Origin of the sequence: Streptomyces sp. NPDC047081 (genome assembly GCF_040643775.1) — a bacterium.
In the GTDB taxonomy this organism is placed as follows: domain Bacteria; phylum Actinomycetota; class Actinomycetes; order Streptomycetales; family Streptomycetaceae; genus Streptomyces.
The window spans coordinates 17,580-38,127 of sequence record NZ_JBEYUY010000030.1 but is presented as its reverse complement, the minus strand read 5'-3'; the positions used below and the strand labels follow the sequence as shown (position 1 = coordinate 38,127).

At 72.1% G+C, this 20,548-nt stretch carries 17 protein-coding genes; 5 read left to right on the top strand and 12 right to left on the bottom strand.

Annotation, left to right across the window (positions count from 1 at the left end):
- Positions 1 to 63: 63 nt before the first annotated feature.
- The 4 genes from ABZ848_RS39635 to ABZ848_RS39620 all read right to left on the bottom strand — a co-directional run bounded on the left by ABZ848_RS39635 (position 64) and on the right by ABZ848_RS39620 (position 4,242).
- Positions 64 to 516 carry an Lrp/AsnC family transcriptional regulator gene (locus ABZ848_RS39635; RefSeq protein WP_242775019.1) on the bottom strand — a complete coding sequence of 151 codons (453 nt, stop codon included), beginning with the start codon at positions 514 to 516 and terminating at the stop codon, positions 64 to 66.
- Between the two features lie 10 nt (positions 517 to 526).
- Entirely contained in the window at positions 527 to 1,993 is a 1,467-nt protein-coding gene (locus ABZ848_RS39630) for an amino acid permease (protein ID WP_360839907.1), read from the bottom strand.
- Between the two features lie 225 nt (positions 1,994 to 2,218).
- Positions 2,219 to 2,725, bottom strand: a complete 507-nt coding sequence (locus ABZ848_RS39625) for a GNAT family N-acetyltransferase (protein WP_360839905.1) — start codon at positions 2,723 to 2,725, stop codon at positions 2,219 to 2,221.
- Between the two features lie 74 nt (positions 2,726 to 2,799).
- A complete protein-coding gene (locus ABZ848_RS39620; protein WP_360840024.1) occupies positions 2,800 to 4,242 on the bottom strand; it encodes a GuaB1 family IMP dehydrogenase-related protein in 1,443 nt (480 codons plus the stop codon).
- A 235-nt stretch (positions 4,243 to 4,477) separates the two neighbouring features.
- Between ABZ848_RS39620 and ABZ848_RS39615 the strand changes: the two genes are divergently transcribed.
- Entirely contained in the window at positions 4,478 to 6,604 is a 2,127-nt protein-coding gene (locus tag ABZ848_RS39615; protein ID WP_360839903.1) for a tetratricopeptide repeat protein, read from the top strand.
- Here ABZ848_RS39615 and ABZ848_RS39610 read toward each other — a convergent pair.
- Positions 6,529 to 6,909 (bottom strand): hypothetical protein, encoded by a 381-nt coding sequence (locus ABZ848_RS39610; RefSeq protein WP_360839902.1) that lies wholly within the window; start codon positions 6,907 to 6,909, stop codon positions 6,529 to 6,531. The two genes, ABZ848_RS39615 and ABZ848_RS39610, sit on opposite strands and share 76 nt — an antisense overlap.
- Positions 6,894 to 8,162: a hypothetical protein gene (locus ABZ848_RS39605; protein ID WP_360839900.1), complete on the bottom strand. Its 1,269-nt coding sequence runs from the start codon at positions 8,160 to 8,162 to the stop codon at positions 6,894 to 6,896. The genes ABZ848_RS39610 and ABZ848_RS39605 overlap by 16 nt, the downstream gene beginning before the upstream one ends.
- Before the next feature lie 248 nt (positions 8,163 to 8,410).
- Here ABZ848_RS39605 and ABZ848_RS39600 point away from each other — a divergent pair, with 248 nt between their 5' ends.
- Both ABZ848_RS39600 and ABZ848_RS39595 read left to right on the top strand, forming a co-directional pair.
- Positions 8,411 to 11,572, top strand: a complete 3,162-nt coding sequence (locus ABZ848_RS39600) for a BTAD domain-containing putative transcriptional regulator (protein ID WP_360839898.1) — start codon at positions 8,411 to 8,413, stop codon at positions 11,570 to 11,572.
- 301 nt (positions 11,573 to 11,873) lie between these two features.
- Complete coding sequence (locus ABZ848_RS39595; protein WP_360839897.1) at positions 11,874 to 12,320, top strand: hypothetical protein; 447 nt, start codon at positions 11,874 to 11,876, stop codon at positions 12,318 to 12,320.
- A gap of 1 nt (position 12,321) precedes the next feature.
- On the opposite strand, the gene ABZ848_RS39590 is transcribed toward ABZ848_RS39595, so the two are convergent.
- From ABZ848_RS39590 to rpe, 4 genes are all read right to left on the bottom strand, one after another.
- On the bottom strand, positions 12,322 to 12,636 hold the full coding sequence (locus ABZ848_RS39590) for a barstar family protein (RefSeq protein WP_360839896.1): 315 nt from the start codon (positions 12,634 to 12,636) through the stop codon (positions 12,322 to 12,324).
- On the bottom strand, positions 12,633 to 13,010 hold the full coding sequence (locus ABZ848_RS39585) for a ribonuclease (RefSeq protein WP_360840022.1): 378 nt from the start codon (positions 13,008 to 13,010) through the stop codon (positions 12,633 to 12,635). Before ABZ848_RS39585 ends, ABZ848_RS39590 begins: the two co-directional genes overlap by 4 nt.
- Before the next feature lie 43 nt (positions 13,011 to 13,053).
- Positions 13,054 to 14,097: a sugar-binding domain-containing protein gene (locus ABZ848_RS39580; protein WP_360839894.1), complete on the bottom strand. Its 1,044-nt coding sequence runs from the start codon at positions 14,095 to 14,097 to the stop codon at positions 13,054 to 13,056.
- Positions 14,098 to 14,187: 90 nt separating this feature from the next.
- Positions 14,188 to 14,874, bottom strand: coding sequence for a ribulose-phosphate 3-epimerase (rpe, locus tag ABZ848_RS39575; protein ID WP_360839892.1), 687 nt, complete (start codon positions 14,872 to 14,874; stop codon positions 14,188 to 14,190).
- 134 nt (positions 14,875 to 15,008) lie between these two features.
- On the opposite strand from rpe, the gene ABZ848_RS39570 reads away from it, so the two are divergent.
- Positions 15,009 to 17,168, top strand: a complete 2,160-nt coding sequence (locus ABZ848_RS39570; RefSeq protein WP_360839891.1) for an MMPL family transporter — start codon at positions 15,009 to 15,011, stop codon at positions 17,166 to 17,168.
- On the opposite strand, the gene ABZ848_RS39565 is transcribed toward ABZ848_RS39570, so the two are convergent.
- Together ABZ848_RS39565 and fmt are read right to left on the bottom strand one after the other, a co-directional pair.
- Positions 17,149 to 18,567, bottom strand: a complete 1,419-nt coding sequence (locus ABZ848_RS39565) for a transcription antitermination factor NusB (protein WP_360839890.1) — start codon at positions 18,565 to 18,567, stop codon at positions 17,149 to 17,151. The two genes, ABZ848_RS39570 and ABZ848_RS39565, sit on opposite strands and share 20 nt — an antisense overlap.
- A gap of 109 nt (positions 18,568 to 18,676) precedes the next feature.
- On the bottom strand, positions 18,677 to 19,609 hold the full coding sequence (gene fmt, locus ABZ848_RS39560; protein ID WP_360839888.1) for a methionyl-tRNA formyltransferase: 933 nt from the start codon (positions 19,607 to 19,609) through the stop codon (positions 18,677 to 18,679).
- A gap of 357 nt (positions 19,610 to 19,966) precedes the next feature.
- Between fmt and ABZ848_RS39555 the strand changes: the two genes are divergently transcribed.
- Positions 19,967 to 20,509 (top strand): hypothetical protein, encoded by a 543-nt coding sequence (locus ABZ848_RS39555; protein WP_360839887.1) that lies wholly within the window; start codon positions 19,967 to 19,969, stop codon positions 20,507 to 20,509.
- The last annotated feature ends 39 nt before the right edge of the window (positions 20,510 to 20,548 follow it).

The window sequence follows — 20,548 nt, the reverse complement described above, 5'->3', positions numbered from 1 at the left end:
GTCGATGCTAGACCGCGAACGCCCGGCCGCCCACCGGGATTTCCTGGCCCCGGTGCGACCGCGTCAGGTCGGCGACCCCGACGAGAACCGCCTCAGCAGCGGTGACAGCACCAGCACCGACTTGGTGCGCTCCACGAACGGCTCCCCGGCGATCCGCTCCAGGACCCGCTCGAAGTGCCGCATGTCGGAGGCGAAGACCTGCACGATCGCGTCCGCGTCGCCGGTGACGGTCGACGCGGCGACGACCTCCTGGTACCGCTCCAGGCCCCGCCGGATGGTCTCCGGCGAGGTGTTGTGCCGGCAGTAGATCTCGACGAACCCCTCGGTCTCCCAGCCGAGGGCCGACGGGTCCACCCGTACGGTGAACCCGGTGATCGCGCCGGTGGCGCGCAGCCGGTCCACCCGTCGCTTCACGGCGGGGGCGGAGAGGCCCACGATCTGCCCGATGTCCGCGTAGGAGCGGCGGGCGTCCTCGGCGAGGGCGTGCACGATGCGTTCGTCGAGATCGTTCAGCACGGTCGTTCGATCAGCTTTCAGGTGTTGCCAGTCGGGAGCGGCGATGGCCGTACCCGAAGTAGAACACGAGCCCGGCGGCCATCCAGACACCGAAGACGATCCAGGTGACGGCGGACAGGCTGCCCATCATCCAGACGCAGAAGCCGAGGCCCAGCGCGGGCAGCACCGGCGAGAGCGGGACGCGGAAGGTGCGGGGCATCTCGGGGCGGGTCCGGCGCAGCACGACCACGGCGATGTTGACCAGCCCGAAGGCGAAGAGGGTGCCGATGCTGGTGGCGTCGGCGAGCTGGCCGAGCGGGATCGCGGCGGCGAGGACACCGCAGAACAGGGACACGATCACGGTGTTGGCGCGGGGCGTGCCGGTCTTCGGGTGGACCTTGGCGAACACCTTGGGCACCAGTCCGTCCCGGGACATGGCGAAGAGGATGCGGGTCTGCCCGTAGAGCACGGTCAGCACGACGCTCGCGATGGCGATGACGGCGCAGGCGGCGAGCAGCGTGCCCCAGAAGCTCTGCCCGGTGACGTCCCGCATGATCTGGGCGAGCGCGGCCTCGGAGTCGTTGAACCGCTGCCAGGGCTTGGCACCGACGGCGACGGCGGCGACCAGCACGTACAGCGCGGTGACGATGACGAGCGACAGCATGATGGCGCGGGGCAGGTCGCGCTGGGCGTTCCTGGCCTCCTCGCCGGCGGTGGAGGCGGCGTCGAAGCCGATGTACGAGAAGAACAGCGTGGCACCCGCGGCGCTCACGCCCGCCATCCCGAGCGGCATGAAGTGCTCGTAGTTCCCGGACCGGAAGCCCTGGATGCCGATGGCGCAGAACAGCACCAGCGCGGCGATCTTCACGCACACCATGACGGTGTTGGCGCGCGCCGACTCGCGGGCGCCACCCAGCAGGAAGGCCATGGCGAGGAGTACGACGATGAGCGCGGGCAGGTTGAAGAGGCCGCCGTCGCCGGGCGGGGCGGAGAGCGCGTCGGGGATGGTGACGCCGATGGTCCCGTCGAGCAGTTCGTTGAGGTACTCGCCCCAGCCGACGGCGACGGCGGCGACCGAGACGCCGTACTCCAGAACCAGACACCAGCCGCAGATCCAGGCGACCAGCTCGCCCATGGTTGCGTATGCGTACGAGTACGAGGAGCCGGAGACCGGGATGGTGCCGGCCAGCTCGGCGTAGGAGAGGGCCGAGAACAGGGCGGTCAGACCGGCGATCACGAAGGAGAGGGTGACGGCCGGGCCGGCCTTCGGGACGGCCTCGCCGAGGACCACGAAGATGCCGGTGCCGAGGGTGGCACCGATGCTGATCATGGTGAGCTGCCACAGCCCGAGCGAGCGGCGGAGACTGCCTCCCTCACCCCGACCACCCTCCGCGACCAGGCGTTCCACGGGCTTGCGCCGCATGAGGCCCGCTATCGGCCCCGGGGACGGTGGGGCCGGTGAGGTGCGGCTCTGCGGGGGTGCGCCTTGGTCCAGCACGCGCTGACTCCTTCGTCATGACGGTCAGGCGGGCGGGGACCGGCGGCGCCCTGCGCGAACAGGAACCCACCGAGCGGGGTCCCTGCCACGCCACGTACAGCGCATGACCCTACGGGCGGATGCTTCGCAGACGAAATGCAGCAACCTTGCGTACACCCGCAAGATCGTTGCGTTCATGCGAGAGGGGCGGACGTTCGTTGCGCGCAGGCCATGGCCGACCCCGGCTCAGCGCGGCGGCGGGAGTTCCTTGGTCAGGAAGGTGCAGGGATCCGCGTACTCGTGGGTCACGCCATCGGTGTCCTCGTACGACCAGCGGCCGATGTAGCCGAGCAGAGGGCGGTACCCGAGGCGCGCGTAGAGGGCGGCAGCGCGCGGGTTGTCCTCGCCGACGCCGACCCCGACGACCGACAGGCCCCGCTCCCGGGCCAGTTCCTCGGCGGCGTGCACCAGAGCGGTGCCGATCCCCCGGGAACGGAGTTCGTCGGGCCACACACCCAGGGCGCCGATCTCGGGACAGCCGGGGCACGCCGCCCGCACCCCGGGGTCCGCGCATCCGCCCCAGCGCATCTCCAGATGTCCGACCGGCCGCCCGTCCAGCCACGCGACGAGGTACGTGCTTCGCCCGGCCTCCTGCTCCGCGAAGCGCCGGGCGTGGAACGAGACGGCCCCGGCCGTGCCGATGTACCGGTCCAGCAGCGCCACATCGGCGGCCCGGCAGACGGTGATCTCCATGCACCCGACGGTAGAGGCCGGGGCGGCCGGACGGCTCCCGAATTTCAACGGGAGCCGTCCGTGCGGGACTTGGGTCAGCTCCAGCTGGCGTGCAGGGGCTTGCCCTCGGCGTAGCCCGCCGCGCTCTGGATGCCGACGACCGCCTTCTCGGCGAACTCCTCCAGGGAGCCCGCGCCGGCGTAGGTGCAGGAGGAGCGGACGCCCGCGATGATCGAGTCGATCAGGTCCTCGACGCCCGGACGGGCCGGGTCGAGGAACATGCGGGAGGTGGAGATGCCCTCCTCGAACAGCGCCTTGCGGGCACGGTCGTACGCCGACTCGTCCGAGGTGCGGTTGCGCACGGCCCGCGCGGACGCCATACCGAACGACTCCTTGTAGAGGCGGCCGTTCGCGTCCTGCTGCAGATCGCCCGGCGACTCGTACGTCCCCGCGAACCACGACCCGATCATCACGTTCGACGCCCCGGCGGCCAGCGCCATCGCGACGTCACGGGGGTGCCGTACGCCACCGTCGGCCCACACGTGCTTGCCGTACTTCTTCGCCTCGGCCGCGCACTCCAGCACGGCGGAGAACTGCGGCCGCCCGACACCGGTCATCATCCGGGTCGTGCACATGGCGCCCGGCCCGACACCGACCTTGATGATGTCCGCGCCCGCCTCGATCAGATCCCGGACGCCCTCGGCGGCGACGATGTTGCCGGCGACGATCGGCACCTGCGGGTCGAGGGCCCGCACGACCTTGATCGCGGCGATCATCGACTCCTGGTGTCCGTGCGCCGTGTCGATGACGAGCGTGTCCACGCCCGCGTCGAGCAGCTGCTTGGCCTTGCCCGCGACATCGCCGTTGATCCCGACGGCCGCGGCGATGCGCAGCCTGCCGTTCGCGTCGACGGCCGGCGTGTACAGCGTGGCGCGCAGCGCACCCTTGCGGGTGAGGATGCCGGCGAGGCGGCCCTCGGCGTCGACCGCGGGGGCGTAACGCCGGTTGGCCGCGTCGAGCCGGTTGAAGGCCTCGCGCGGATCGATGTCCGCGTCGAGCAGCAACAGGTCGCGGGACATGACGAGTTCGAGCTGCGTGAAGCGGTCCACGCCGGTCAGGTCCTGGTCGGTGACGACACCCAGCGGCCGCCCGTCCTCGTCGACGACCACACCGGCGTTGTGCGCGCGCTTGGGCAGCAGGGCCAGCGCGTCGGCGACGGTCTGGTGGGGGGCCAGGCGGATCGGGGTGTCCAGCACGAGGTGGCGGCTCTTCACCCAGGAGACGACCTCGGTGACGACCTCGATCGGGATGTCCTGCGGGATGACGACGAGGCCACCGCGCCGGGCCATCGTCTCGGCCATCCGGCGCCCGGCGATGGCGGTCATGTTGGCGACGACCAGCGGGATCGTGGTACCCGTGCCGTCCGGGGAGCTGAGGTCCACACCCTGCCGCGAGCCGACCGCGCTGCGGCTCGGCACCATGAAGACGTCGTCGTACGTCAGGTCGTACGGGGGCTGGATGTCGTTGAGGAAACGCACGTGCTGCACATCCCAGTCGATCAGAGGTGGCCCCCGGACAGGTCAGCCAGGGGGAAAGAGCACGTACTTCATTGTCCCATGAGCACCGGAATGCCATGCCCGGGCGATTCGTCCAGAGGCCGGGACCCCTGCCTTGGAGGATCCGCCGAAAGCGGCCCCGCGCCCATGGATATCGATCGCATGTGTGGAAATGATCCGTGTAAGGAGCAACCGGCGAAAGACCTCGGGGGCACGCGTGCGGAGTCACGAGTTCGGGTCGAACAACGAGCTCAGCGGCACGGTGCACGGCGCGAGCATCCAGGCGGGCGTGGTCCACGGCGGTATCCGCATCGTCTCCGAGACGCCGGCGGCCCCGGCCGCCGGGCGGACTCCGTGGCAGTTTCCGCCCTCCGTGCGCATGGTCGACCGCTCCGAGGAGCTGGCCGTGCTGGAGCGGCACCGGGCCCGCGCCGGGCGCGAGGAGCGGCCGGCGCTGGCCGTGGTGAGCGGGCTGGGCGGGGTCGGGAAGACCGCCCTCGCGCTGCGCTGGCTGCGCACCCTGCGCCCGCACTTCCCGGACGGGCAGCTCTACGCCGATCTGGGCGCCCAGTCCGCCGACGGCCCGGCGTCCCCGGCCGAGGTGCTCGGCCGCTTCCTGCGGGCCCTGGGCGTCCCCGCGCCGGAGATTCCCGCGACGCTCGCGGAGCGGACCGCGCTGTACCGGTCGTCGACCGAGGGCCGGCGCCTGGTGGTACTGCTCGACGACGCCGCGACCGCGGCCCAGGTACGGCCGCTGCTGCCCGCGGGCGGAAACGTCACTGCGGTCACCAGTCGCAGGCGATTACCGGGGCTGGCCGTCGACGGCTGTGTCTCCGTACAGGTGCAGCCGCTCGGTGTCGAGGCGGCGGTGGAACTGCTCGCGGACACCCTGTCCGACGACCGGGTGTCCGCGCAGCCCGACGCCGCCCGCACCCTGGTCGAGCTGTGCGCCGGACTGCCGCTGGCCGTGCGGGTCGCCGGCGCCCGGCTGGCGGCGCGGCCGGAGCGCCGGATCACCACGATGGTGCGCGCCCTCGCCGAGGAACGCGACCGGCTGGAGGCATTGGCGATCGACGGCGACCACGATGTACGGGCGGCACTGGACCTGTCGTACCGGGCGCTGCCGCCCGAGGCCGCCCGGCTGTACCGGCTGCTGGGGCTGCACCCCGGCCCGGAGTTCGGGAGCGCGCTGGCGGACGCCCTGTGCGGCGACGGGGAGCCGCTCCTGGAGGCGCTGCACGACGCGAGTCTGCTCCTGGACGCCGGGGACGGGCGCCACCGCTTCCACGATCTGGTGCGGCTGCACGCCGCCGCGCGGGCCGAGGAGGACGAGCCACCGCCGGAACGCGCCCGGGCGCTGCGCCGTATCGCCGACCACTACCTGGCGAGCGCCACCCGAGCCGAGGAGCTGATCGACCCTCAGCACCGCACCCTGGCACGGGACTTCGGCGCCGGGCCGGTCGTCGTCGCGGAGGTCGGCGAGGACGCCGAGACCGCCCTGGACTGGCTGGAGCGGGAGTTGCCGACCCTGATGGCGGTGCTCCACCGGGCCCGGCCGGCGGGCTTCCCGTCCATCGCCTGGCAACTCGCCGACGCCCTGTGGCCGTTGTTCCTGCGGCGGAAGTTCTACGACGACTGGCGGGCCGCGCACGACGAAGGGCTGCTGGCCGCGCGGGAGTCGGGCGACACGGTGGCCGAGTGCCGGATGCTCACCTCCGGCGGAGTGGGGCGGCTCGGCGCCGGGGACCACGAGCGCGCGCTGGAGATGTTCGAGCGCGCGGCACGGCTCTTCGCCGATTCCGACGACCGGCTCGGGCAGGCCCGCACCCTCAACTACCGCGGGCTCGCCCTGCAGCGGCTCGGGCAACTCGACGCAGCCGCGGACCTGTTCCGGCGTGCCGCCGCGGAACTGCCGGAGCAGGGCGACCGACGGGCCGGTGCGCTGGCCCGGCTGAACCTGGCGGACGTGGCTCTCGCCACCGGGGACGCCGGGGCGGCGTTCCGACACGCCGGTGCCGCTCGCACCGTGCTCGACGGGGAGGGCGATCCGTACAACGCGGCCCGCGCGGCCACACTGCTGGGCCGTGCCTCCCTCACCGTGGGCGAACTCGACGAGGCGGCACGGCAGTTGTCGTACGCCCTGAGGATCCTGCGCCGCATGGCGGCCGGTTACGAGGTGGCCCGCGCCCTCGGTGTGCTGGCGGAGGTCGCCGAGCGGCGCGGGGACCGCCGTGCCGCTCGGGACCACTGCCGGGAGGCGCTGGAGCACTACACGACCGCGGGCCGTTCCGGGTCCGAGGAGGCGGAGTCGGCGCGCCGTCGGCTCCGGGAGCTGGAGGGGTGAGCGAACTCCTCCGCCGGCAGCCCCGCCACCAGCCAGGCATGGGCCAGCGAGGCGAGGGCGGCCCAGGTGCCGTCGCAGGCGGGTCCGCGCAGTTCGATCACGGTCCCGCCGGCGCCGCAGCGCAGCCAGCACCGGTCCCGGTGGTGGACCGCCACGACCAGGGCGCCCGGGTGGGCCGCCGCCGTTTCCCGGGCCCGGTCCGCTCCCGTGCCGTGCTCGATCAGCACGTCGGCGAGTTGGGCCAGCCACCCGGGCGCCGGAAGCCTGACCCTGACGTGCTCGTCCACGGTCACGTGCGTCGCCATGGCACCCCCACGCCGCCGGGCTCGTCGTAGGGCACGGTGGCCGGGAGAGGCGCCGGTTCCGTCGTCGTACGGGAGACGGGGGCCCGCAGGCGCAGCTTCCGGTAGAGCAGGGCGCGCATCTTGCGGGAGAACCTGCCGGGTTCCGAGGAGATGCGGGAGGCCACCCTCTCGTACCGCTGCGGGCGGCAGGTCGCGGAGCTCCGCTTGAGCTGCGCGCGCAGCGGACGGTCCGGGCGCAGGCGCGGCGCGAAGGACATCAGCTCGGCGAGCGGCGATCCCGGGTCGACATCGGCGTCGGACCGGCCTGCCATGAGGACGGGCGCTCCGGTCATCGCCCCGTAGAGGGTGACCGAGCCGTGGTCGCCCACGATGTAGTCGGCGGCGACGAGAGCCCCGGTCCAGTCGCCGTACGGGCTCACCAGGGTCAGCCCGGAGCGGCCCAGTCCGGCGAGCCAGGCCCGTACCTGCCAGGCGCCGTGTGCGTTCCACACATGGGGATGCAGGAGCGCGGCGATCCGGAACTCGTCCCGGGGCAGCTCGTCGACCAGCCGTTCCAGGATCTCCCAGCCCTGTCCGAGCAGGGAGTCGGGCCCCCAGGTGGAGCAGACCAGGACCAGCCGCTGTCCGGCCCGCGCGCCCAGCGCGTCCCGGTACAGCGCCCGGGAGGGCAGGCTCGTGACGATCCGGTCGAAACACGGGTCGCCCACCACCTCGGCCACCGGCAGCGCCTCGGGGCATTCGCGGCCCAGCCTGGTCAGCTCCTCGTGATGGGCCAGCACGATCACCTCGGGCACCAACGCCCCGTCCCGCACCAGCCGCTGCCGGCTCAGTCCGTACACCCCGCGCTGCGCCACGGTCCGGCCCGGCCGCCCGGCCGGGGCGAGCTTGTTGTGCCCGGCCCCGTGCGGGAGCACGATCACCGGGGTGGGCAGTTCGTGCAGGCCGCCGTGGCCGGCGGCCAGGGCGAGGTCGAAGACCGTCTGGACGGCCTGGCTCCACGGCAGGACCAGGCCGCCCAGCCCGTCCAGGAACTCGGCCACGCCGTTTCCGAACACGTCGGGTGCCTGGGTGAAGAAGACCTGCACCCTGACGTCGCCCTCCAGCAGGCGGATCGTGTCGAGCAGTCGCTGTCCCGCGATCATGGTGTGCACCACGACCAGCACCCGCCTGCGGGTCCTGCGAGTGGCCCAGCGCTCGACGTCCGGCCGTACCGGCACATGACGCCACTGCGACTCGGGCACTGTCACACTCATCGTTGTCGTCCCCCGGTTCTCGTTCGATGCCTTCTCGGCCGCGGTTGCGAGCGGCCGGTCATCGGTGCCGTGCCCCGGGAACTGGATGGCGGGCTTGCAGGAACCCTGTACTCTCCCGCCGTGCGCCCCTCGCGCTCCCGTGCGCCCCTGCCCTCTCCCCGGAATCCCGCAGAACAGTGGACTGAGTTCCGCACATACGTACGGCAATGCCGAGGTGGCAGGAACCGCAGACACCCACGGGGGTAGGGGTGGAACTTCTCGCGCTGGGACCGCTGGAGCTGTGGCACGACGGGCGGCAGTACGGACTCGGGTCCCTGCAGGAGCGCCGGGTGCTCCTGATCCTGATCCACGCCCGCTGCGAACCGGTCTCCGTGGACACGCTGACGGACCGCGTCTGGAACGGCGAGCCGCCGCCGACCGCCGTGGAGACGCTGCAGAGCTACCTCTCCCGGCTGCGGGGCCGATTACGCGGGGCCGTGGGCGACGAGCAGGCCTGGGTGGGCCGGGTCTCGCCACGGCTGTACCAACTGCGGGCCGCCGACGCGGAGGACATCGACCTGCTGCGCTTCCAGAGGCTGCGCACGGACGCGGCAGCCGCCGCCGGACGGGGTGAACACGAGCTCGCCATCGGCCTGTTGCGGACCGCCGAGAGCATGTGGCGAGGCGAACCGCTGCGCGAGTTCGGCGACAACGACTGGGCGGCGTCGGCGCGTTCGCGGCTGGTCGAGGACCATCGCCGGGTGCGCGAGGAACGCATCGGTCTGGAGATGGAGCTGGGCCGCCACGACGACCTCGTCGGCGAACTCCGGGAACTGGCCTCGCAGAACCCCTTCGCGCAGAAGGTGCTCGGTTCGCTGATGCTGGCGCTGTACCGCTGCGGCCGGCACGACGAGGCGCTCGCCGTGTACCGGGACCTGCGGGGCCGGCTGCACGAGACCCAGGGCATCGAACCGGGGGCGGAACTGCAGGAGCTGCATCTGCGGATGCTGGAGCAGGACCGGACGCTGATGCGGACGCACGGCGCGGCCGAGGCGGCGATGCCGCCCGCGGCCGAACCCCGCAACTGCCTGCCCCGGGACACCCGGGACTTCACCGGGCGCGTCGGCGAGTTGCGGATCCTGCTCGCGCGGCACACCGACCCCGTGGACCAGGACGACGGACCCGACGCCCTTCCCGACGCCCTTCCCGTCACCGTCCTGTACGGCATGCCCGGCATCGGCAAGACCGCGTTGGCCGTCCATGCCTCCCACCGGCTCTCCGCCGCCTACCCGGACGGCCAGTTCTACGTCGACCTGCGCGGCTACAGCAGTGAGCAGCCGCTGGATCCGGCCGAGGCGCTGGCGATCCTGCTGCACTCGGCGGGGTGGTCGGGTGAGCTGCCGGCCATGCCGGACGAGCGGGCGGCGAGGTGGCGCGAGTGGACCGCGCGGCACCGCGCGATCGTGCTGCTGGACAACGCCAGGGACGCGGCCCAGGTCGCCCCGCTGCTGCCGGGGACGTCCAGCTGCCGGACGATCGTGACCACCCGGAACCGGCTCGCCGGGCTCGCCGGCGCGGCGTTCCTGCGTGTGGACGCCCTGTCGAGGGCGGAGGCGAAGGCCTTGTTCACCCGGATCGTCGGGTCGTCGCGCACCTCCGCCGAACCCGAGGCCCTGGAGCGCGTGGTGGACGCGGCCGATTGCCACCCTCTTGCCCTGCAACTGCTGGCGAGCCGCTTCCGCCACCGGGAGTCATGGGTGCTCCAGGACCTCCTCAACCGACTGGCCCACGCGACCGATCCGCTCGCGGAGTTCGACGACCAGGTCTTCGCGGCCTTCAATGTCTCGTACGCCGGTCTCGGCACCGCGGCGGGCACGTTGCTGCGCCGGCTCGCCCTGCACCCCGGCCCCGACATCACCCTCGCGGCGGCGGCAGCCCTCGCGGGCCCCGAGTTCGAGGAGACACCGGGGGTTCTGGAACGCTGCGTGGAGGAACTGCTGGACGCCAGCCTCCTCGAAGACCCGGTCCGCGGCCGTTACCGCCTGCACGACCTGACCCGCGCCTTCGGCCTGAGGGCCGCCACCCCCACCGACCAAGAGGCGCTCACCCGCCTCCTCGCGCACCACCTCGCCGCGGCCCACCAGGCCGACTGCACCGTCCATCCGCACCGCAGGACGATCGGGCTGCCCCCGGACCAGAGCCGTCACGTCCCGCACTTCGCCGACGCGGACGAGGCGTCGGTGTGGCTCACCGTGGAACGCGCCAATCTCCTCGCGGTCGCCCGGACGGCCGCCGCACGGCACCCCGAGTACGCCGCGTTCTTCCCGGCCGTCCTGGCCAGATCCCTCAAGCTCTGGGGCATCTGGGACATCACCACGGACCTCTTCGACGCCGCTCTCCCGGCCCTGCGCACCTCAGGCGACCGCGCCACGCTCGCCCACACCCTGACAGCCCACGCGGACCTGCTCGCCCAGCGCGACCACGCCGAGGCCCTGCGCCGCGCCACCGAGGCCCTCTCCCTCTACGAGGACCTGCACGACACCCACGGCTGCGCGGACGCCCTCCTCCAGTCGGGCCGCGCCCATCTCGCCGCCGGCCAGGGAGGCCGGGCGATGCACGACCTGGACCGGTCCCTGACGCTGTACCGCGAGGCCCGGGACCGCGCCGGAGAGGCCGAATGCCTGAACGTGCAAGGTGCGGTGATGTATTACGCGGGCCAGTACGACGAGGCCCTGGACCGGGTCCAGCGCATGCAGACCATCTACGAGGAGCTTCCCGACCCCTACGGGCTGGCCCAAGCCCTCAACAACCGCGGCGAGTTGGCGAGCCTCCAGGGGCGTCACGCGGACGCCCGCCTCTGTTACGAACGCTCACTGACCCTGATGCGGGAGCACGGCGGCCCCCAGGACCTGGCGATCCTGGCGACCAACCTGGGCGCCGTCCACCAGGCGACGGGCCGCACCGACCTCGCCCTCAGCTACTACCGCCGCGCCCTCGACGCCCACCGCAGCAGCGGCGACATCCTCGGCGAGGCCGACGCACTCATCAGACTCGGCCTGGCCCACTCGCAGTCCGGACGCCGAGGCGAGGCCTTACTGCACCTCACTATGGCCGAACAGGTGGCCACGAGCATCGACAACCCGTTCGAGCGGCTCCGCGCCCTGCTGGGAAGGGCGGACGTTCAACGGGAGTCGGGGCGGATGGACATCGCCTTCAGGGGCTACAAGGAGGCACTTGCCGTGGCTCGGGGTATCGACGTCCCCCTGGGCACCGCCCAAGCTCTCGACGGCCTCGCCCGCACGACCCGCAGCACTCAGGAGGCCCATACGTACGGCGAGCAGGCGATCGCCCTGTACCGCGGCCTGGGCGCCGACACGGAAGCAGACCAGTTGCTAAAGCTACTGACCGGTCACAAGTCGACCGGCTCCTGAGCACCTCCAGGAGCCGGCCACCAACTACCCCCGGCTCACCACATCCAGCGGAACACCACCACAGTCACATAGGTGGCACCCATGACATGGAATGAGGCAAGGAGGAGTCTCGCGGGGTTCTTCAACGCGCACCTTCTCAGTCTCGGAGCCTGTCCGGCGCACATGATCGCACCGGCCAGGCAGACCGTACACACGCCCGAGAATTCACGCGAATGCACTCTCCAGAAGGGAACTGGTGTGGCAAGATCGGGGCCGGGTGCGCCGCTCCACATTCCCATTCGCAAACAAACCGAGGAGCCCCATGGACCCGGAGTTAGGAATGCTCGTGGGCACCGGAGCCACGACCATGGTCGGGCTGATGGTCACCGAGAGTTGGGAGCAGGCGAAACAGCGTCTGGCGCGCCTCTTCGCCCGCTCCGGCGACGACGCGACCGCCATCGACGGCGAGCTGGACGCGTCCCGCGCAACCCTGACCGCGGCGGCCGGCACCCCGGACGAGGGGGACCTCACCTCCGACGTCACGGCGACGCTACGGCTCCGGCTGCGCCGGCTGCTGGAGCAGCACCCCGAAGCGGCCGAAGAACTCCGGCTCCTCGTGGAGGAGTTCGCGCCCAAGTTGCCAAGCGGTGAGACCGGCGGGGTGATCAACAGCATTACGGGCGGCCGCCAGTACGGTCCCGTGTTCCAGGGCCGGTCCTTCTCGAACCTCACCATCCACGGCTCCGGGACCCCGGCCCCCGACCAGTGAGCTAGCGGCCACCGCCAAGAGCCAGCACCACGGACAGCCCCACCGCTCGGTCCACCGCCTCGCCGAAGACGTCCACCGCGACCTCCCACTCGTCCGGCCGCGCCTTCGCGTACGGCTGCCAGTTCCGGACGACGACGAAGAGGCCCTTCTCCACGGCGCCCTCGGGCCAGACGGTGTGGTCGGAGAGGCTGTCGGTGAGGGCGTCCCAGTTACGCCCGAACCAGTCGGGCAGCTGGAGGGCACGCGCGCACCTCTCCATGAGGCCCGCCTTGTCCGTGACCCCGGCGAGGTCCAGCGTGACCACGAGCTCCGTCATCTCCGTACCGCCCTGAACGAGTCGTAGTGATCGTCCGTGTAGTAGATCTCCCCGCCCTGCCCGGTGACAATGCGCCGGGCCCCGCGATCGCGCGAGCCCGGCGTCCTGACCGTGTATTCGTGGTAGTAGCCCCGCCGGTGCTCGGGCAGCAGTCCCTCGAAGTTCCCGAAGACGACACCGTCCTTGGCGTACGGGTAGGGGCCGCCCTTGTCGATGAGGGCGAGCGTCTGCCGTGCCTCGGAAGGGAGTTGGGAGACCCGGACGGTCGCCATGCCGTCGGTCCGCGCGGGTGCCGAGCCGGTGGAGGAGGAGCAACCCAGCACCACCAGGGCCAGCACGCACAGCAGCACCCGGGGGACGAACCGCAGCAGCACCATGCCGCCGATGCTGCCACGGCCGCCCGCGCCCGACCTGCTGTCAGGGCCCGTCCGGGTCGTTCCTGTTGAGGGCCGGCTTCGGCGTCGGACCCGACGTCATCAGCACGTCCGCGGCCGAGGTGTCGGTCACCAGGCTGGTGACCAGACCGGAGCGCAGCACGGCGTCGATCGCGGCAGCCTTGCGCGCCCCGCCCGCGATCGCGACGACTTCGGGGATACGGCGCAGCTGGTCGGCCTTGACGGTGATGCACCGCTCGCCGAGGTCCCGCCCGACCCGGCGGCCCTCGCTGTTGAAGAGGTGCGCGGACATCTCCGCGGCGACCCCGAGGGACGCGTAGTGGGCGCGCTCCTCGTCGCTGAGCATGTCGTGCACCGTCGAGATGCCCGCCTCCCAGGAGCCGATGGAGACACAGGCGACGGTGACCTTGTCGAAGTACTCGAAGGCCCGCGCGATCCCGGTCTGGTTGCGCAGCGCGGCGGCGGTGGCCGCGTCCGGCAGCAGCATCGGCGCGTAGATGGGGTGGGCGTCGCCGCCGGACACCTGGGCGGCGCGGCGGACGGCCTCGACGGAGCCGCGCTCGGCGGTCCCGGCGTCGTAGACGCCCGTCAGCTGCACCACCGTGCACGGCGGCAGCTTGTCCAGGGCCGCGGCCATGTGGATGGTGGAGCGGCCCCAGGCAAGGCCGAGCACATCACCCTCGTTCACGAGCTCGCCGAGCAGGTCGGCGGCCACCTCTCCGAGGTTCTCGGGGTCGGGCGAGTCCTCGGCCTCCGCCGGGGACTCGACGACGACGGCGTGCCTGAGGCCGTACCGGGCGCGCAGCGCGTCCGAGCGCTCGGCGTCCAGCTCGGCCGGGACGCGGATCTCGATACGTACGAGATCCCGTTCGAGAGCGGTTTCCAGCACCCGGGCCACCTTGAAGCGGCTGACGCCGAACTCCTCCGCGATCTGGATCTTGGACTTGCCCTCGAGGTAGAAGCGGCGGGCCATGGCCGCCGCCTGCACCAGCTCAGCGGGTCCCATCCGCACTGCTGACCGGCCCGCCGACATACCCGACACGGCGATCTCCTCACTGCTGTTCACACTCTGGATTCGCCGTTCATCCTTGCAGATCCGGCGTACTTGATCCGCCCTGATGGGCGGCGTTCAGAAAGCTGTTCACCGACCTGTGGCTCAGTGGTCGCATGCCCACGACGCCTTGGCGGTCGTCGATTCAGCCCGGGTGCGTAGTGCACGTACCGCTTCGGCCGGGTCGGAGGCTCCGTAGACCGCCGAACCGGCCACGAAGACGTCCGCGCCGGCGTCCGCGCAGCGCTCGATCGTCTCGGCCGAGACCCCGCCGTCCACCTGGAGCCAGAGTTCGAGTCCGTGCTTGCTGATCAACTCGCGGGTGCGGCGAATCTTCGGGAGCATGATGTCGAGGAACGCCTGCCCACCGAAGCCCGGCTCCACCGTCATGATCAGGAGCATGTCGAGCTCGGGGAGCAGGTCCTCGTACGGCTCGATGGGCGTCGCGGGCCGCAGGCCCATGGAGGCGCGGGCACCCTTGGCCCGGATCTCCCGGGCGAGCCGCACCGGGGCGGTGGCCGCCTCGACATGGAAGGTGACGGATCCGGCCCCCGCCTCGACGTACTGGGGCGCCCACCGATCGGGGGCCTCGATCATCAGATGGCAGTCCAGCGGGGTGTCCGTCGCACGGGCCAGGGACTCTACGACCGGCACTCCGAGCGTGAGGTTCGGGACGAAATGGTTGTCCATGACGTCGACGTGGAGCCAGTCGGCTCCTTCGACCGCCTTCGCCTCGTCCGCGAGGCGGGCGAAGTCGGCGGACAGGATGCTGGGGTTGATCTGCACGGCCATGACCCAAGCCTGCCATGTCCGGGCACGTTTGTTCGCGCCGGTCCAGACCTAAGCCGTTCATCGGATGTTGCTCCGGAACCCTCCGTGCCATGCTGGGCCGCCGATCGGCACCACGTACGCCCACGGGGGTCGCCATGAGGCAGCTGGACGTCTGGAAGCGGAGCGCCGTCAGGTTCGTGTGCGGACGACGCTCGAAGTGGCTGATCGTACTCCTGTGGGTGGTGATCCTGGGGATCTCGCTTCCCTTCGGGTCGAAGCTCAACTCCGCCCAGGACAACGACGCCCAGTCCTGGCTGCCCGGTTCCGCCGAGTCCACCCAGGTGCTGAACGCCTCGGAGGGCTTCAGGCCCGAGCAGATCCCCGCGGTCGTCGTCTACGCGCGCGAGGGCGGACTGACCGTCCAGGACCGGCGGCAGATCGCCGAGGACGCCCGGCAGCTCAAGGCCCTGGACGACCACGGCATCCGCGGCGCGGAGACCCGGGGCCCGGTCTTCGACCGGCAGCCTGCGCCGCGCGCCGCGCAGATCTACGTGCCGATCACCATGGACGCCCAGGGCTGGCAGCGCATCGCACCCGCGGTCGACTCCATTCGCGACCAGGTCGGCAAGGGCGGTGACGGGCTCGCCGTGCACATCACCGGGCCGGGAGGCACTTCCGCGGACTTCTCCAAGGCCTTCGAGGGGATCGACTCGACGCTGCTGTTCTCCGCGATGGCCGTCGTGATCGTGATGCTGCTGCTCACGTTCCGCAGTCCGACCCTGCTGTTCGTGCCGCTGATCGGGGTGGTGGCGGCCCTGTTCACGGCGCAGGCGCTGATCTATCTGCTCGCGAAACACGCCGGTCTGACCGTCAACGGCCAGAGCGCGGGCATCCTGACGGTGCTCGTCTTCGGCGCGGGCACCGACTACGCGCTGCTGCTGGTGGCCCGCTACCGGGAAGAGCTGCGCCGCCACACCGACCGGCACGAGGCGATGGAGCTCGCCATGAACCGCGCGGGCCCCGCCGTCCTCGCCTCCGGCGCGACCGTCGTACTGAGCATGCTGGTCCTGCTGGTGGCCGAGATGAACTCGACGCGGGGCCTGGGCCCGGTCGCGGCCATCGGCGTCACGATCGCGCTGCTGGCCATGCTCACCCTCTTCCCTGCCCTGCTGCTGATCTTCGGCCGCTGGATCTTCTGGCCGGCGATCCCGCATTTCGGCTCGGCCGATCCCACCGAGCGCGGCGTCTGGGCCCGCATGGGCCGCGCCATCGCCCACCGTCCACGCATGGTCTGGAGCATTACGGCGGCGGTCCTCATCGCACTGTCTCTCGGCCTGTTCCAGCTGCGCGCCGCGGGAATCGCCAACGCGGACGCCTTCACCAACACCCCGGACTCGATCACCGGCCAGAAGGTCTCCGCACGCTACTTCCCGGCGGGCACCGGCGATCCGCTCGTCATCGTCTCCAACAAGGCGCAGGCCGAGCAGGTGGGCCGGGCCGTCGCCGCGGACCGCGGGGTCGTCCCGCGGAGCATCGGCGTACCGCCCGGCACCGCGCCCGAGCACGACGGGCAGGTGCTGTTCGAGGCGACCATGCGCGCCCCGGCCGACAGCGACGCGGCCAAGACGACCGTGGAGCGGGTCCGCGACGCGGTGCACGCCGTGCCCGGCGCCGACGCCCGGGTGGGCGGCGGCACGGCCGCCCTGCTGGACATGGAGAACGCCCAGACCCACGACAACTACCTGGTCATCCCCCTGGTGCTGGCCGTCGTCCTGCTGGTGCTCGGCATACTGCTGCGCGCCCTGGTGGCCCCGCTGCTGCTGATCGGGACGGTCATACTGTCCCTGGCCACGGCACTGGGCCTGAGCGCCCTGGCCTTCCGGTACGTCTTCGACTACGCGGGCGAGGACGTGGCCTTCCCGCTGTTCGTCTTCGTGTTCCTGGTCGCGCTGGGCATCGACTACAACATCTTCCTGACCACCCGCATCCGCGAGGAGGCCATCCGCCAGGGCACCCGGCCCGGCGTGGTCACGGGCCTGGCCGCGACCGGCGCGGTGATCACCTCGGCCGGCCTGGTCCTCGCGGGCACGTTCGCCGCCCTGGGGACACTCCCCATGGTGGGCTTCGCGGAGATCGGCTTCGCGGTCGCCCTCGGCGTCCTGCTCGACACGTTCGTCGTACGGTCCGTGCTGGTCACCGCCCTCTTCCTCGACGTGGGGAAGAAGGTGTGGTGGCCGCACCGACTGGCGCACGAGGACGGGGCGGCCCGCCCGCCCGAGTCGGTCGGCCCGAAGGTCAGCCAGTCCTCCGAATGAGGGCCAGGTACATGGCGTCGGTCCCGTGCCTGTGCGGCCACAGCTGTACGTCGGGACCGTCGCCGAGGTCCGGCACGCCGGGCAGCAGCGGGCGGGCGTCGAGGATGTCGGCGTCGGGGCGCTGCTTGAGCACGTCCTCGACGACGGCCCTGGTCTCGGCGAGGTGGGGCGAGCAGGTGGCGTAGCCGACGACACCGCCGACCCGTACGGCGTCCAGCGCGCTCAGCAGCAGGCCGCGCTGGAGCGGAGCGAACCCTTCCAGGTCCTCGGGCCGGCGCCGCCAGCGCGCCTCGGGCCGCCGGCGCAGCGCGCCGAGTCCGGTGCACGGCACGTCCATCAGCACGCGGTCGAAGGAGCCGGGCCGCCACGGCGGCTTGGTCCCGTCGGCGGCGATGACCTGGTAGGGCCCGGGGTTCCCGGCGAGCGCCTTCGCGACGAGGCCGGCCCGGTGCGGCTGCTTCTCGGAGGCGAGCAGCACGGCCCCGCGCTCCGCGGCGAGCGCGGCCAGCAGCGCGGCCTTGCCGCCGGGCCCGGCGCACCCGTCGAGCCACTTCCCGTCCGGCCCGTCGAGCGGAGCGTTGGCCAACGCGAGCGCGACGAGCTGGCTGCCCTCGTCCTGGACGCCGGCCCGTCCGTCCCGCACGGCGTCGATGGCCCCGGGCTCCCCGCCCTCGGTCAGCCGCACGGCATACGGCGACCAGCGTCCCGGCACCGCGGCCTCGGTGGAGAGCAGTTCCTCGGTGGTGGCCCGTCCGGGACGCGCCACGAGGGTCACCTCGGGCCGTTCGTTGTCGGCGGCGAGCAGTTCCTCGATGCCGGCCCGGCCGCCGCCGAGCGAGTCCCACAGCGCGGAGACGACCCAGCGCGGATGCGAGTGCACGACGGCGAGATGGTCCTCGGGGTCGTCCTCGTAGGGCGGTGCGACCTTGGCGATCCAGCCGTCGAGATCGTCCTGCGCGACCTTGCGCAGCACGGCGTTGACGAACTTGGCCCGCCCGTCCCCCAGCACGACCCGCGCCAGCTCGACGGAGGCCGACACGGCGGCGTGCGTCGGGATCCGGGTCCCGAGCAGCTGATGCACCCCGAGGCTGAGCACGTCCAGCACCGGCGGATCGACTTCCCTCAACGGCCGGTCCACACAAGCGGCGATGACGGCGTCGTACGTCCCCTGCCGCCGCAGCGTCCCGTACACCAGCTCGGTCGCGAGCGCCGCGTCCCGCGCGTCGAAGTCGCCCTTCTCACGCGCCTTCCGCAGCAGCGGCGGCAGCACGAGGTTGGCGTACGCGTCCCGCTCGTCCACGGCCCGCAACGCCTCGAAGGCGAGGATGCGGACGGGGTCCTTCTTGGGCCGCCGGTAGGGCTTGCCGGGCTTGCTTGGCCGACGGGAGGTGTCGCTCACGAAAAAGGTGCTCCGGTACATCGGTGAGTCACGCGCGGCACACACGTGCGTCACGCGGGGGATACGCGACCAAGCCTACGTCCGACCGGCCCGCCTGCCCCCTCCCCCGCTACCCGCCGAGGGTCTCCGCGTCGCCGATCCGCACCCCGCGCGCCCAGTCCGCGGCCTTCATCGGCTTCTTGCCCTGGGCCTGTACCCAGAGCAGCTCGACGGCGTACGAGCCGGTGCCGACATGGACGCTGTTCTTCCCGACGGCGATCCGGCCGGGCTCGAGATCGGTCCGCTCCGGCACCGGGGTGACCTGGATGAGCTTGAGCCGCTCCCCGCGGAACGTGGTCCAGGCACCGGGCGCCGGGGTACAGCCGCGCACCACCCGGTCGACCCGCAGCGCCGGGGCGCCCCAGTCGACCCGGGCGTCCTCGACGGTGATCTTCGGGGCGAGCGTGATGCCGTCACTTGGCTGCGGTACGGCCTTCAGCGAGCCGTCGGCGATCCCGTCCATGGTCGCGGCGAGCAGCCCGGCGCCGGCGAAGGCGAGCCGGGTGAGCAGATCGCCGCTGGTGTCGGTGGGCCGGATCTCCTCGGTGACCGTCCCGTAGACGGGACCGGAGTCGAGCCCCTCCTCGATGAGGAAGGTCGACGCGCCCGTGATCTGGTCCCCCGCCATGATGGAGTGCTGCACGGGCGCGGCCCCGCGCCAGGCGGGCAGCAGCGAGAAGTGCAGGTTGACCCACCCATGCGCGGGGACGTCGAGAGCGACCCGGGGCAGCAGCGCCCCGTACGCGACCACGGGACAGCAGTCCGGCGCGATCTCCCGCAGCCGCTCCAGGAACTCCGGATCCCGCGGCTTGACCGGCTTCAGCACCTCGATCCCGGCCTCCTCCGCCCGCTGCGCCACGGGCGACGCGACCAGCCTGCGTCCGCGCCCCGCCGGCGCGTCGGGCCGCGTGACGACGGCGGCCACCTCGTGCCGCCCCGAGGCGATGAGAGCGTCCAGAGCGGGAACGGCGACCTCGGGGGTCCCGGCGAAGACAAGCTTCATGGGTGCGTACGGGCCTCTCGGGGAGGTTGATGACGGGCAGCGCCCCAGTCTATGACGACGGCTGCGACGTGCCCCGCCGCCCGCGAGCGGAAAGCCGCCGATGGCGAGGCACCCCCACGGCAGACCCTGACTTCTCGGCCAACTGGAAACGGGTGGTGCGTGGGTGGGAGACATAGCCCGATGGCCGAAGGCCGAGGCGTACACCCCCACCCCCCCGGGGCGCACGCATATGCCGACACGCCCCCACTGCGTGACCCGCGGAGCGCTCCCGCGTTGGTCAAGAAAGAGTTGACCACAACGGGCCGCATCACCGCGGCCCGATCCTTTTCTTCATACGCCGGTTCGAGAGGCTTGTTCATGGCCGACCACGCAACCCACGACGCCCAGGCTCGGGCCAGCCTGCACTTGCTGGTGCGCGACATCGAGCGGGTCCGCCGGCAGGTGGACGCACTGCGCACGCTCACCGCCCAGTTGGGCAACGTCTACCGCCCGCGCCGCTCCGGCCCGTCCACAGGCTTCGTCGTCTACGGACGCGCCCCCGCCCCGACGGTCCGTCTCGCCCAAGAGCTGCGGGACAGTGTCGAGACCCTGGTGACGGCGGCGGTCGACTTCGACCGTTCCCTCGGCTTCTCGTGGGACGCGGTGGGTTCCGCGCTCGGGGTCACCAAGCAGGCGGTGCACCGCCGTTACGGCGCCCGTCGCGCGGCCGCGCAGGCGGCAGCGGAGGCCGAGCGGACCACCGAGCCGTCGGGCAGCCGGACGGTCAGCGTGAACACGGGCCTCCCCGCGGTGCCGACGGTCCCCGCGGCCCGCTCGATGCCGACCCAGCCGACGGCGGGCAGCCCCGTCCTCCGCGACGAGGCCAGACCAACGGCTTTCCCCGGCCCCCGCAACGGCTGACCCACCTCCACCTCCTGCCCTCCCGGCACGTCTCCGGGA

Bases quoted from the DNA above. Each gene is read 5' to 3' on its own strand.
- ABZ848_RS39570 (WP_360839891.1), top strand. From the start codon at position 15,009: ATGAGGCAGCTGGACGTCTGGAAGCGGAGCGCCGTCAGGTTCGTGTGC.
- rpe (WP_360839892.1), bottom strand. From the start codon at position 14,874: ATGGCCGTGCAGATCAACCCCAGCATCCTGTCCGCCGACTTCGCCCGC.
- ABZ848_RS39590 (WP_360839896.1), bottom strand. From the start codon at position 12,636: ATGACGGAGCTCGTGGTCACGCTGGACCTCGCCGGGGTCACGGACAAG.
- ABZ848_RS39605 (WP_360839900.1), bottom strand. From the start codon at position 8,162: ATGAGTGTGACAGTGCCCGAGTCGCAGTGGCGTCATGTGCCGGTACGG.
- fmt (WP_360839888.1), bottom strand. From the start codon at position 19,609: ATGAAGCTTGTCTTCGCCGGGACCCCCGAGGTCGCCGTTCCCGCTCTG.
- ABZ848_RS39625 (WP_360839905.1), bottom strand. From the start codon at position 2,725: ATGGAGATCACCGTCTGCCGGGCCGCCGATGTGGCGCTGCTGGACCGG.
- ABZ848_RS39595 (WP_360839897.1), top strand. From the start codon at position 11,874: ATGGACCCGGAGTTAGGAATGCTCGTGGGCACCGGAGCCACGACCATG.
- ABZ848_RS39610 (WP_360839902.1), bottom strand. From the start codon at position 6,909: ATGGCGACGCACGTGACCGTGGACGAGCACGTCAGGGTCAGGCTTCCG.
- ABZ848_RS39555 (WP_360839887.1), top strand. From the start codon at position 19,967: ATGGCCGACCACGCAACCCACGACGCCCAGGCTCGGGCCAGCCTGCAC.